The sequence below is a fragment of the Dysgonomonas sp. HDW5B genome (genome assembly GCF_011299335.1).
Classification (GTDB): domain Bacteria; phylum Bacteroidota; class Bacteroidia; order Bacteroidales; family Dysgonomonadaceae; genus Dysgonomonas_A.
In genome coordinates this window covers 669,250-683,147 of record NZ_CP049858.1, presented here as the reverse complement: position 1 = coordinate 683,147, position 13,898 = coordinate 669,250, and the positions used below count along the sequence as shown (strand labels likewise).

At 38.6% G+C, this 13,898-nt stretch carries 7 protein-coding genes; 1 reads left to right on the top strand and 6 read right to left on the bottom strand.

The window, feature by feature from the left end:
* Positions 1 to 39: 39 nt before the first annotated feature.
* From G7051_RS02740 to G7051_RS02715, 6 genes are all read right to left on the bottom strand, one after another.
* Positions 40 to 711: a bifunctional 4-hydroxy-2-oxoglutarate aldolase/2-dehydro-3-deoxy-phosphogluconate aldolase gene (locus tag G7051_RS02740; protein WP_166198354.1), complete on the bottom strand. Its 672-nt coding sequence runs from the start codon at positions 709 to 711 to the stop codon at positions 40 to 42.
* 162 nt (positions 712 to 873) lie between these two features.
* Entirely contained in the window at positions 874 to 1,656 is a 783-nt protein-coding gene (locus tag G7051_RS02735) for a gluconate 5-dehydrogenase (protein WP_166198352.1), read from the bottom strand.
* 37 nt (positions 1,657 to 1,693) lie between these two features.
* Entirely contained in the window at positions 1,694 to 2,731 is a 1,038-nt protein-coding gene (locus G7051_RS02730; protein ID WP_166198350.1) for a sugar kinase, read from the bottom strand.
* Between the two features lie 55 nt (positions 2,732 to 2,786).
* Positions 2,787 to 4,193: a glucuronate isomerase gene (uxaC, locus tag G7051_RS02725; RefSeq protein WP_166198349.1), complete on the bottom strand. Its 1,407-nt coding sequence runs from the start codon at positions 4,191 to 4,193 to the stop codon at positions 2,787 to 2,789.
* Positions 4,194 to 4,211: 18 nt separating this feature from the next.
* Entirely contained in the window at positions 4,212 to 5,468 is a 1,257-nt protein-coding gene (locus G7051_RS02720) for a DUF4861 family protein (protein WP_166198347.1), read from the bottom strand.
* A gap of 382 nt (positions 5,469 to 5,850) precedes the next feature.
* On the bottom strand, positions 5,851 to 10,266 hold the full coding sequence (locus G7051_RS02715) for a hybrid sensor histidine kinase/response regulator transcription factor (RefSeq protein WP_255493300.1): 4,416 nt from the start codon (positions 10,264 to 10,266) through the stop codon (positions 5,851 to 5,853).
* A gap of 409 nt (positions 10,267 to 10,675) precedes the next feature.
* Here G7051_RS02715 and G7051_RS02710 point away from each other — a divergent pair, with 409 nt between their 5' ends.
* The gene (locus G7051_RS02710; protein ID WP_166198345.1) at positions 10,676 to 13,888 is read left to right on the top strand and encodes a TonB-dependent receptor; all 3,213 of its coding nucleotides are present in this window, start codon (positions 10,676 to 10,678) and stop codon (positions 13,886 to 13,888) included.
* Positions 13,889 to 13,898: the final 10 nt, after the last annotated feature.

Sequence of the window (13,898 nt, the reverse complement as noted above, 5' to 3'; positions counted from 1 at the left end):
TCTGTCAATAAGATATTAATAAAAGGATTATAAGGTTCTTCAACCCCTGGCTTTTGCTATGATAGCCAGTGCTTCTTTACTCATACGGGTTATTTCCGCCCAGTTTTTAGCTGCTATTACTTCTTTGGGAAAGAGGTTGGAGCCCATTCCTACGCAGGTTACTCCGGCTTCTATCCATTTGGTAAGGTTATCTTCTGTGGGTTCTACTCCTCCTGTTACCATGATACTTGACCAGGGCATGGGTGCTTTTACGTTTTTAACAAAAGAGGGTCCTCCTACGTTTCCGGCAGGGAATACTTTGACCACTTCGGCTCCCAGTTCTTGTGCATATCCTATTTCTGATACGGATCCGCATCCGGGTATGTAGGCTACCTGGCGGCGGTTACATACTTTAAAGATATCGGGATTGAGTAGTGGTCCTACTACGAAGTTGGCTCCGAGTTGGAGGTAGAGGGAGGCGGTGCCTGCGTCTACGATGGAGCCTATGCCGAGTATCATATCGGGGCATGCTTGGGCTGACCATTTGACTAGTTCAGCGAAGATTTCATGGGCGAAGTCGCCTCTGTTGGTGAATTCGAAGGCTCTGACACCTCCGTCATAACAGGCTTTGACTACTTGTTTGGATATTTCCAGGTCTTTGTGGTAAAAGACGGGAACCATGCCTGTTTGGGCCATCACTTGACAGGCTTCTATACGACTGAATCGGGACATATGTTTGTTCGTTTTGTTGAATACTTAATATAAATTCTCTTTCTTAAAAAGAGTAGATATGCAGAAGACTAATCATCTATAACCGAAATAACTATTCTCTCAATCTAAAATAAACTATACATATCTACTCTTGTAATTCTTTAGTTTCAAATGTTTTTATGTTTACTTGGGCTGTTTACCTATATAGGCAAGGATTCCTCCGTCTACATAAAGAATGTGGCCATTGATAAAATCAGATGCTTTAGAAGCTAAAAAGACAGTTGGGCCTTCGAGATCTTCGGGCGTTCCCCAGCGTGCAGCAGGAGTTTTAGCCATGATGAAGTCGTTAAATGGATTACCTTCTTCTCTTAATGCCGCTGTTTGTGGAGTTGCAATGTAGCCCGGTCCTATACCGTTGACCTGAATATTATATTCAGCCCATTCGCAAGCTAAATTTTTAGTCAACATTTTCAGACCACCTTTTGCTGCTGCATAGGCTGTTACGGTTTCTCTACCCAATTCGCTCATCATGGAACATATATTGATTATTTTGCCACCTCCTTTTCGTATCATCCCCGGAGCTACCGCTTTTGATACAATAAAAGGACCTGTTAAATCAACATTGATAACTTCATTGAAATCTTCTACCGACATTTCCAAAGCAGGTATACGCTTGATGATACCTGCATTGTTTACCAAAATGTCAATATCTCCATGCTTTTGAGAAATGTCGTTAACCATTGACCGGACGTTAGATTCGATGGTTACGTCACAAACATACCCATACGCATCTAGTCCCAAAGCTCTGCACTCTAGCTCAGCTTTTCTTACTTTATCTTCACTTCTTGCATTAAATGTAATTGTAGCTCCGGCTTTTCCTAAGGCTTGTGCCATAGCCATCCCTATACCGTAAGTCCCTCCTGTAATCAGAGCTACTTTACCTTTTAGGGAAAATTGATCTTGCATTTTATCTGTTTACTTTATTTAAATCGATATTTTGTCATTATCTGGATACCCTACCCGAACCATCGCCTTTCATCAGGTTCTCCACTTCCGAAACAGTCACTAAATTGTAATCCCCGTAGATAGTATGTTTCAGACAAGAAGCGGCTACGGCAAATTCAAGAGCTTTCTGATCGTCTTGTGGATAGGTAATGAGTCCATAAATCAATCCTCCCATAAAGGAATCTCCTCCGCCTACACGGTCTACAATGTGACTGATATCGTATCGTTTGGATTGGTATAGTTTATTTGAGTATAAACATCCTCCCCATGTATTGTGATTGGCATTGATGGAGCCTCTCAGGGTAATGATTACTTTTTTTGCTCTGGGAAATTTCTTCATCATCTGGGTGCATACGGATTCGAATTCGGCTGCATTGACTTCTCCACCGGTGTGGGCTACGTCAAAGCCTTCGGGTTTGATACCGAATACTTTTTCTGCGTCTTCTTCGTTTCCGAGTATGATATCGCATCCTTCTACGAGTGCGGGCATTACCTGGTCGGCTGTTTTACCGTATTTCCAGAGGTTTTTGCGGTAGTTCAGGTCGGTGGATACGGTGACTCCCATTTCATTGGCTATTTTGATGGCTTCGAGGCATGCGTCTGCTGCTCCTTGTGAGAGGGCGGGTGTGATTCCTGTCCAGTGAAACCATTGTGCGTCTTTGAAGATTTCTCTCCAGTTGATCATGCCGGGTTTGATTTCGGCTATGGCTGAGTTTGCTCTGTCATAGACTACTTTGGAGGCTCTGGCTACGGCTCCTGTTTCGAGGAAATAGATGCCTACACGATCTCCGCCTCTTTGTATGTTGCTGGTTCCTACGTTGTATTTGCGTAGGTCTGATATGCACCAGTCTGCTATGTCGTTTTTGGGCAGGCGTGTTACGAAGTCGGTGGGTATGCCGTAGTTGGACAGGGATACGGCTACGTTGGCTTCGCCGCCTCCGAAGGTGGCATTCAGGTTATTGGATTGGATAAAGCGTTGATAGCCGGGGGCTGACAGGCGTAACATGATTTCGCCGAAGGTAACTACTTTTTTCATATCGTGTGATAGTTATATTTTTTGTTGTTTTATTTATAAGTTAATGTCTATGACCTTAAAATTTAAAGAAGTTTTTGGCATTGTAATAAGAAACATCTTCTACTAATTTTCCTAAGAATGGTAATTCGGAAGAAGGAAGTAAGCCTTGTTCAACATCATTACCTATCAGATTACAAAGTATTCTTCTGAAATACTCGTGTCGTGGGTATGACAAGAAGCTGCGTGAATCGGTAAGCATACCTACAAAACGACTCAATAATCCGAGATTCGATAGAGAATTCATTTGAGCCTCCATGCCTGTTTTCTGGTCTAAGAACCACCATCCCGAACCGAATTGAATTTTTCCGGCTACCGATCCGTCCTGAAAATTACCGATCATGGTTGCAATCAAGTCATTATCACGAGGGTTTAAGTTGTATATGATGGTTTTTGCCAGTTTATTATCAGTGTCTAATCTGTTAAAGAATTTCGACATGTTTTTGGCTACCGTAAAGTCTCCGATAGAGTCGAAACCTGTATCTGCTCCTAATTGATTAAACAGACGGGTATTGTTGTTACGGATAGCACCGTAATGGAATTGTTGAGTCCAACCTTTTTCCCAATCCATAATAGCCCCTTCGACCAACATTGCCGATTTGAACTTGATGATCTCAGCTCCTGTAAGTTCTTTTCCAGAATATACTTTGTTGAAAATGGTATCTATTTCGGATTGAGTATAGTCTTCCGCATAAAACTCTTCGATTCCGTGGTCAGATAATTTACATCCAACCGAAGCGAAGAAATCGTGACGTTTGCGTAATGCTGCAATCAAATCAGTAAAGTTGCTGATCGTTACTCCCGACACTTCAGATAGTTTTTCAACATAAGCTCTGAAATTAGCAGGAACTTCTACAGCCATTGCTTTATCGGGACGCCACGTTGGAAGTACTTTCACCGAAAAGCCTTCTTTTTTGAGTGCGATGTGATATTCAAGACTATCAATAGGATCGTCAGTAGTGCATACTGCTTCTACATTGTAGTGTTTCATCAGCCCACGAGCCGAAAACTCAGTTGTACGCAGTTTAGCAGTACATATATCGTATATCTCTTTTGCGGTTTCGGGTTTTAATATCTTTTCTACACCGAAAGCTGTTTTTAATTCAAGGTGAGTCCAATGATAGAGCGGATTACGCATCGTATAGGGTACTGTTTCAGCCCATTTTTCGAATTTCTCCCAATCGGAAGTGTCTTTTCCCGTACAAAAACGTTCGTCTATGCCGTTTGTACGCATAGCACGCCATTTGTAATGGTCGCCTGCCAACCAGATTTCACCTAAGTTGTCGAATCTGTAATCTTCAGCAATAAGCTTTGGGTCTAAGTGACAGTGGTAATCGATAATCGGTAAGCTTTTTGCATGTTCATGATACAACGCTTGTGCTGTTTCGGTTTCCAATACAAAATTTTCGTCTAAAAAGTTTTTCATGATATTTTGTCCTTTCAATTATTTAATTGAGATATGTATTTGGTTATTTAGTCGGTTTAAAACTTCATCAATACACTTCATGAAGTCTGCTTTAGTTACAACAGGTTCGGGATCTAATTCCCATGTCGGCATAAAGTAATATTCAACAGCATTATTCTGAGGAGTTAGAACCAGTACATGGTTTCGTTCGTCTGTTGTTATTTCTTTAATCTGTTTAGTTTTGGCAAAAATAGCCAACCCTTGCATGTCATTGTTGAGGCTTTGTTTACCAAAAGTGGCAATATAAGACCATTCGCTATTTTTATCGTTACTGATAATCAGTTCCGAATTTTTATCTTTGATTATTCCTGTCGCTATATTGGGTACAGCTTTATCTACCGATAATTCCATGTGCGAAGCTCTGCTTCCTGCATCAATAGAAATGAGTGAGGTAAGATTGGTTTTTACTCCGTTGGTTTCCCATCCGTAGTAAATGGTTTTCACCTGCGAACGTACTTTTCCGTCTGCCTGAATATAGCAGGATGTACTGTCTTTTTTGTCTACGCGCACTGCTTTGGAGCCGTCCCAACTGGCAATAGATCCTATCCCGAGAGCTTTTCCTACTTTCATATTGTCCATTCCCCAAGGAGCCATTTTATGGTAATTGTCAAAACCATCTACACCTACGGCAGGTAGAACAATGCCTGTAGTCTTTTTCCCGAATACATCAATCGCATTACGATTGTCCAGATAGAAACGAAAAGCTACTTTGTCACTCTCCCATCCGGGACCTTCATATTTGATGTAATATGAGTGATCGGTAAAACTACCCGGAAGAGTGATTTTATTGGGTTTTACCCAAGAGTGTACGCCCACATACTTGGGTCCGTCAAATTCTCCTCCTGTTTTATGAGATAATTCGGCATAGGTACGTTTTGGATATGAATCGCTAGATCCCTTTTGAATTTTAATGGTTTGTTTTTCTCCGGCACTTAATTTTCCGATAGGAAGTATTGCTGATTCTTTATTGTTTATGTTGGTAGATATTTCGATAGGAACAATAGTTTTGTCTGGTAATACACCGATATAATTTCCTATTGGAAGTTTTAAATCTGCAACAGGAATTTCAACGGTGTAATCTACAATTGTTTTAGCACCTTTGTTTTCGATTACTACATTTTTGCTTTGGGCAAATGTGCTGCTAACCGATAGGGTAGATGACAATAGTAAAGTTGTTGCTATCAATACTCCTTGGTGAGAAAAACGAAGAATACTCATATTTATCAGTTTATCCATGGTGTTATTTTAAGTCTATCAGATCTAAAGTGAGAAAACTCTATAAGATGAACAAAGGTAGAATAACTAGAAGATTAGATAATGTCATTTTTGACCTTGTTCATGCATTTTTTGACCTGAATCAGATTTATTAAGGTTTTACTGCCTCTTATTACAAATATATAAAGGAGGCTATTTGACTATGGGGGGTATTTTGACTTTGATTAATTATACCCCGTATTTTTCTAAGATTTCACGATTTAAGTTTAGACAAGGTTTCGAGCCTGTTTATGGCTTTAGCAAGTGTAAATACAACTTGACCGTTATAAATAAGGTTCTATTAAATACTTACCGATACTAAAATATGAATTTTTATTTGATAAAACTTCATATCAGGTATAGCTTAAGAATCTTTTTTTGTATTCTTATACTCACTGGGTGTCATATTAAATATTTTTTTGAAGCACTGAGTGAAATATTTAGTATCGGATATGCCTATCATAAAGGATACCTCCTTTATCGTGTATTGTTGCGATTCTATTAATTGTGCTGCATATTTAATCTTTATATCCCGAATAAATTCAATAGGAGCCAGACCTGTCAGGCTTTTTAATTTCTTGAAAAATACGGTTCGGCTGGTAGCTAATTCAGTCACCAGATTATCTACCAGAAAGTCGCTGTTGTCGATGTTCTTCTCTATAATTTCTTTGACTTTCTTGATAAAGGCTTCATCTTGTTGGGTAATTTGATGTTCTGTTTCCGGTTTTTCCTGAGGTGATGTCGACGTTTGTTTACCTATCGAATAAAATTCATATAACCTTTTACGTTGTTCGATAATGTTATCAATTCTTGCCCTGAGATACTTCACACTAAAAGGCTTAGTGATGTAATCGTCAGCTCCATAGTCTAATCCTGCTAACTTACTTTCTATATCGGTTTTAGCAGTAAGCAGTATAAGTGGTATGTGACTGGTTTCGGGATTTCTCCTGATATGTTGGAGTAGTTCAACACCATCCATTTCGGGCATCATAATATCACTGAGGATAAACTCAGGAAGGTTTGCCGTTGCCATGCTATATCCTTCTTTTCCATTAGAGGCTTCAAGCGTATCGTAATGAGGCTCAAGGATGGTTCGTATAAACTGCCTTAAATCAGAATCATCTTCTACTATAAGTACAGTTTCTCTTTGAGGAGATTGGTCAATGAGTGTGATTTTTTCTTCAATATCTGTTTCTGTCTTTCTATCTGAGGGTATAATCGCGTCTTCTTTCTCGGACTCGTTAGATACGCAGATGATATTGTCATCCTTCTCAAAATGTTGTAAACCGGTCAAGAATTTAATGGTAAAGCTTGAGCCTTTACCCACTTCGCTCGAAACCGATATACTGGCATGATGCTTGTCTACAACCTCTTTGACGATATTTAACCCAATGCCTGTACTTGGTTTACTTTTATCGAGATTGAAAGATGCAAAACGTGTAAATAGCTTATTTAGAATTTCTTTGGTCATTCCATTTCCTTCATCTTTTACTTGAAGTGATATGGTATTATCTTTAGCTACTTCAGAAATAATGACATCTATATTTCTACCGCTTGGTGTGTGTTTTAAAGCGTTAGACAGCAGGTTAAACATCAGTTTTTCGATGCTGTCTCTGTCTATCCATATTTTAGTATCTCCTGCTCTGTTCTCAATATTTAGCGTCACTTTTTGTTCGGCAGCTGCTTCGTGGAAATTATCACAAACAGATACTATATACGAACCTATATTGGTCTGTTGAATATTGAGTTTTTTCTTTTGTATTTTCCTGAAATCGAGAATTTGATTTACCATATCCAGCATTCTATTGGCATTTTTCAAGACTAACTGAAGCTGGGTTTTTACTGCCGGAGGCGTCTTTTGGTCTTCGATAATATTTTCTACAGGCGAAACAATCATCGTGAGGGGGGTACGTATTTCGTGCGAAATATCGGTAAAGAAACGGGTTTTCATTTCAGTTTGTTCCTGTTCTAGTTTTACTTTATCCCTTAGCCGGTAATAAATAACTATTGCCCGTAAAATGATAAAGAGAGCAGTTATAAAGAGAACGAAATATAAGAAATATGCCCATTTGGTCTGCCAGAATGAAGGAGCGATCTCTATTTTTAAGATATGCTCGTTTTCGACCCATATACCGTCACTATTCGTTGATTTTACTCGAAATATGTATTCCCCCGGAGATAAATTGGTGTAATTGGCTATACGTTGTTCTTTTGCTATGATCCAATCTTTATCAAAACCATCCAGTTTGTAGGCATACATAATACGCTTTGGATCTACGTAATCTAATGCAGCAAACTCCAAACTTATAAAGTTTTGCTTGTGATTTAGGCGTAACAATTCGACATCGTCTATATTTAAGTTAAGCGGAGAGTCTTCACCGATAAGTACATCTTTATTGGATATCTGAAAATTTGTGAGTGCGACATAAGGTTTAAACGTATTATCATGAATTTTGTCCGGATTTATTGATATAAATCCTTTCGAAAAGCCAAAATGTATGATTCCCGATTTTGCTTCATAACGGGCACCTTCCGAAAAATTCTGTCCTTCAATCAAGCGATTTATTTCAGAATACGTTTCGAACGTCTTTTTCTCGGGATCGAATTTTGTCAGGTTTCCTTCAGTTGTAATCCAAAGTTTACCGCGGTAATCCTCCGTAATTGTAAGTATTACATCCGATGGTAAGCCATTTATGGTTGTGTATGATGTAAATTTTTGAGGAAAACCTTCATTATCTGTTTCGGTTATTTTATTTAATCCACCACCAAAAGTCGCCAGATAAGTCTCCCCTGTTTTTGTGGTGCAGATGTCATATATATCGTTTCCGCTAAGGCTGTTGTTATCATTGGGTATTCTGGTATATGACTTATAATCAATGGAGCTTACTGATTCGAAATTAGTTGAGAACATGATAAGTCCAAAGGTTGTTCCTACGCAAATATTCCCGAATTTGTCCGATGAAATAATACGTACTTGAGCCCCGAATTGATTGGGATAGTTTTTCAGATTGTTTTTATAATTGAAGAACCGTCCATCTTGCTTTGGATCAACCAGATTAAGCCCTCCGCCATATGTCCCTATCCAGATTCTTTTGTGATTGTCCTGAAAGATACTGTATATGCTATTACTGCTCAGACTGTACAAATCGGAAGAAGAGTTTTTATACTGAACTATTTTATACTGCTTTGATCCTGTGATAGGGGTTAGCTTGTATATTCCTTCGCCCTTAGTTCCTATCCAAATATTCTGTTCATCATCCTGAAGCATAGAATAGCAAATACCATCAATAGGATTTCCATTTTCTATCTTCCCGTTTTTGCAAAGGTAACCTATTGGATTTTTAGCAGAATCATACACAAATATTTTACCGCCTTTTGCTGAGACCCATAAATTTTGATTGTTATCTTCAAAAATACAGCGAACATCATTATTAATGGTCGAATGTGTGTTTTTATCTACAATGGTAGACTTAAATACATCATTGTTAAAGATAATTTTCTCTAAGCCATGTGATCTCGTACTGAGCCATAAATTACCTTGTTTATCAGAGAATCCGGCATGAAGCATATCCGAGAATCGCCATGTAGGCGAAGATGGTTCGTTGTAAAAAGGCAACAATATTTCCTTCTGTGGATCGTATAAAGAGAATCCTCCTCCTCTGGGGTGAACCCATATTCTGTTTTCATTATCTTCGAAAATAAAGAAATTGGGAGGGAAGACGATGGAACTGAAATTCTCGGTCTTAGTCGATAAGTGTTTTATCGTTTGAGTTTTAGTGTCAAACCTCGAAACGCCCCGATAGTCCATTTCAAACCAAATGTTTTTCGACTTATCGATATAGCAGGATACGATCTCATTCACAGGCATTCCCGGAAGGTTTGCTGTCATAAATTTCTTTAGGTCTTTAGTATTCGAGTTATATATGAAAAAACCGTCGTTTTCTGTTGCGATTAATAGTTGGGTATCATTGATATTTTCTAATAGTTTTATACCGGAAGACGAATGTGTCTCAAAAAGATCAAACTGTCCGTCTTTCTTATTATAAATCCATATTCTGCCATTGTCTGAGCCAAACCATATCTCATCTTTTAACTCCATGGATGAGTAAAAACTCTGCATGGGTTTAGTCTGGTTATACTCCTTTTCGGAGAAATGAGGCTGTATGGTTTTTCCATCCTCCGAAACATTATATAGTCCGTTGTCTGTAAGCAGCCATGTGTTTTTCTGGCTATCCTCAAAGACCGTATAGACTTGATTAGCCTGTATTTTTTTGTTCTGAATGTTAAAAAGCTGGACATCAAAAGCCGATCCTGTAACAGATACACATCCGGTTTTCTCCGAAATCAGCCATACTTTACCCGATGGGGTGGGGATTATGGATGTGGTAATAAATGTAAAGTCTTTATATTCTTCCAAAGATCTGATACCCATGAATTTTTCGGTTCTTGGGTCAAATCGGTGGGCTTCCCTGTCATAAGATAAGGTCCAGATATATCCATATTTATCTTCGTAGATGTAGTCGATCCGGTTACTTCGCATATGGTATGCATCGCCGGCCTGAATTTTATATGTGGAGAAGTTGTATCCGTCAAATTTACTTAGTCCATCCCAAGTCGAAAACCACATAAAACCTTTCTTATCCTGCAAAATATCCATGACGGTATGTTGAGGAAGCCCGTCGTCTGCCCCATAATGTTCAAAATAACATTTGGGTTGACAGAATAAAGTTGTGCTGATCGCTAAAAGAAGGATCAATGAAAGAAAATATCGGTTTCTCATTATTTGGGTATAGACTATATACAAATATAAGTGTGTTTGGTGAAAAAAAGAAGGGTTGCAGTCTTAATAAATCAATTTGACCCCGCTTATGCGACTGTTTGTCCCCCTTCTTGAGCCGGAATGAAGAATATGTGTGAGAGACTTAATCGATTGGGAAACAGTAACTCTTCTTTTTTATGTCGATTTTAGAATTGGATGATATAATCAGGTTCTCTGATTTTTGTCTATTCTTTCCTGTTTTGGTTTTGGAGGGTAGATCAAATATTCTCCCTTTTCTAGTCAAAATATCCCCCGTAGTCGCAAATAATATAAATTAACATTGCAATTGAATCAAACTACCAGATTGTAAATCTAAAACTAAAGTGTTAACCTAATTAAACACATTTGAATGACCATGCAAAAAACAAGTATGAAAATTTTGGTTCTGATATGTACCTTATTCTGTTTTCTATACGGGCAAAATGTATTTGCTCAGCAAAAAACAGTAAGTGGTACGGTAACAGATACTAAAGGCGAAGCATTAATCGGGGTTGCTGTAGCTGTAAAAGGACAGAGCACCGGAACAATTACCGATCTCGACGGAAAGTATACTCTTTCTGTAGCTGCGGGAGCAAAAACTCTTGTAGCTTCTTATATTGGAATGATATCAAAAGAAGTGCCTATTTCGGGTTCGGTCGTTGATATCGTTATGGAAGACAACCACTCCGAACTGGATGAGGTTGTGGTTATTGGTTACGGAACTGTAAAGAAAAAAGACCTCACAGGATCTGTTGCTTCTATATCCGAAAAATCACTAAAAGACTTACCTATAGCCTCTGCTGCCGAAGCTCTTACAGGGCGTTTGGCCGGGGTAAGTGTTGTGGCTGCCGATGGTTCGCCTGATGCTCAAATACGTATTCGTGTGCGTGGGGGTACATCTATTTCACAGGATAATGATCCGTTGTATGTAGTGGACGGAATTATAGTGAATAGCATAACAGATATTCCTCCTTCGGATATTGCAACTATTGACGTGCTGAAGGATGCTGCTTCGACTGCTATTTACGGAGCACAGGGAGCAAATGGGGTTATCCTTATCACCACAAAGAGTGGGCGTGAAGGAAAAATATCTGTGACTTTTAATGCTTCTTATGGAGCAAAAAAAACAGACGATTTTATTAAAGTACTCAGTCCTTATGAGTATGTATATTATCAATATGAATTAGACCAGACTAACACTTTTCAAAAACTATACGGTCGCTTTCAAGATATAGATATCTATAAATCTGATCCGGGAATTGATTGGCAAAATAAAGTATTTGGTAATACAGGTACTCAACAATATTACAATGTAGGAATATCGGGGGGGACAAAAGCAGCTCTTTATAGTCTTAGCTTGACACGTAACGATGAAGATTATATCATGATAAATTCAGGCTATAAACGTGATAATGTAAACTTTAAAGTAAATAGTCAGATCAGGGATAATCTTAGCATGAATTTTAATGTGCGTGTAACTAACGAGGTTATTACCGGGCCCAGTGTGTCTTCGGGATCGGGAGCAAATACAAAATTACGTAATGCCGTAAAATATAGTCCAACTAAAGGGCTGGCAGGCTTCGATCCTTCTAATAGTGATGACGATGATCAGGCCGGTATTAACAGTGCATTGAATAATCCGTTTGACGATATCAATAATGAGTATAAAAAAGTAAACAAGTTCAACAATACTTATATTGGCGGACTTAATTGGGATATTATAAAGAAACTTAGATTTTCGAGTACTTTCAGCTATGCTTTCTTGAAGAATAATACAGACAATGTTTGGACAAGCGGAACAGGGGTTTCTAAAACTTATGGAGGACAACCTGTTGCCCGAATTACAGATGAAAAAGGACACGATTGGCGATTCATTAATACACTATCGTATAATTTCAAGCTCAATAAGATTCATCAATTTGATGTTCTGGCAGGGCAGGAGCTTAGCGAAAGAGTAATGAATAGAAAAGTTGTGGAGGCAAGATACTTTCCGGTTGATTTTTCATCGAAAGAAGTATTGGCTGCGATGAATAACGGACAGGCAGAACCTATAATAACATCTTTGGGAGAACCTCTGAGGATGTCTTCATTTTTCGGACGTGCCAATTATAATTTGATGGATAAATATCTGGTAACTTTTACCGCCCGTCAGGATGGAATCAGTGTGTTTGGTCCCGGATTATTTTGGGGATTCTTTCCCGGTGGAGCATTGGCTTGGCGAGCGTCCGAAGAAGAATTCATGCAATCACAAAATACATGGCTGGATAACCTTAAGCTCAGATTGAGTTATGGGGCTGTAGGTAATGCACGGGTCGATCCTTATTATAAACAAGAGTACGGCTCTTCGAGTTCGAGTGTGTTCTATCCGAACGAGACTGCAACAAGTATATTAACCCCTTCGGCAACTCTGAAAAGTAACGGATTAACTTGGGAAACTACTTATTCGACCAATTTTGGTATAGACTTTGGCATACTGAATAGCCGAATTTCAGGTTCAATCGATTTATATAATAATATTACCAAAAATCTGATTGTAAGATCACCTATTCCTACAACTTCGGGATACGATGGCCAATATCAAAACATAGGGCAGACTTCTAATAAAGGTCTTGAGTTCTCAGTAAATGCGTATATTATAGATAATAAAGAATTTACACTTTCAGGAACATTCAACATTGCCTTCAATAAAAATAAAGTGGATAAGTTCTCGTATGGAGGTTCTAAATCGAAATTATATGGTTCGGGTTGGAATGGTTCGGCAGAACCAACTTATGATTATCTGATCGAAGAAGGAAGCTCTTTGGGACAAATGTATGGTTATGTAACTGATGGCATGTATAGTTTTGATGACTTTACATGGGATCAAAATAAAATGGCATGGGCTATTAAGGAAGGTGTTGCCGATAACAGCAGCCTGATAGCAAATGGAGGTTATTTTGGACCCGGAGCTCTGAAGTTGAAAAAAATAGTAGATGACGGAACCGATAAAATAACGACAAATGACAGAACAGTTATAGGTAATGCATTACCGAAACATACAGGTGGTTTTGGTTTTAACTCCACTTATAAAGGGTTTGATGCTTCTATATTCTTTAACTGGTCTTATGGTAATGACATATACAATGCCAATAAATTAGATAATAGTGCTTTCTTATTGACTCGTAAGAATCAGAATTTAGCAAATATAATGAGTCTTCAACATCGTTTTACAACGATTGATCCTTCTACCGGTAACAATATTTATTCAGGTAAAAATGCAAATCCTGCTCTTCTGCAAGAACTCAATGCAGGCAAAACTATCTGGCATCCGATGATGACTACAACAGTATTGCATTCATGGGCGATTGAAGATGGATCTTTCCTCCGATTAAATAACCTGACAGTAGGATACACCTTACCTCGAAAAATGACAAAGAAATGGCTGATAGAATCTCTACGTATATATGCTACGGGGTATAATCTATATTGCTGGACTAATTACTCAGGTCCCGATCCGGAAGTCAGTACCCGAGCCAGTAAAGAAAACCCCTTTACTCCCGGGGTAGATTATTCGGCATATCCTAAAGCCAAAACTTTTGTAGGTGGTATCAATATAACATTCTAAAAAATAAGTA

Bases quoted from the DNA above. Each gene is read 5' to 3' on its own strand.
- G7051_RS02740 (WP_166198354.1), bottom strand. From the start codon at position 711: ATGTCCCGATTCAGTCGTATAGAAGCCTGTCAAGTGATGGCCCAAACA.
- G7051_RS02735 (WP_166198352.1), bottom strand. From the start codon at position 1,656: ATGCAAGATCAATTTTCCCTAAAAGGTAAAGTAGCTCTGATTACAGGA.
- G7051_RS02730 (WP_166198350.1), bottom strand. From the start codon at position 2,731: ATGAAAAAAGTAGTTACCTTCGGCGAAATCATGTTACGCCTGTCAGCC.
- uxaC (WP_166198349.1), bottom strand. From the start codon at position 4,193: ATGAAAAACTTTTTAGACGAAAATTTTGTATTGGAAACCGAAACAGCA.
- G7051_RS02720 (WP_166198347.1), bottom strand. From the start codon at position 5,468: ATGGATAAACTGATAAATATGAGTATTCTTCGTTTTTCTCACCAAGGA.
- G7051_RS02715 (WP_255493300.1), bottom strand. From the start codon at position 10,266: ATGAGAAACCGATATTTTCTTTCATTGATCCTTCTTTTAGCGATCAGC.
- G7051_RS02710 (WP_166198345.1), top strand. From the start codon at position 10,676: ATGAAAATTTTGGTTCTGATATGTACCTTATTCTGTTTTCTATACGGG.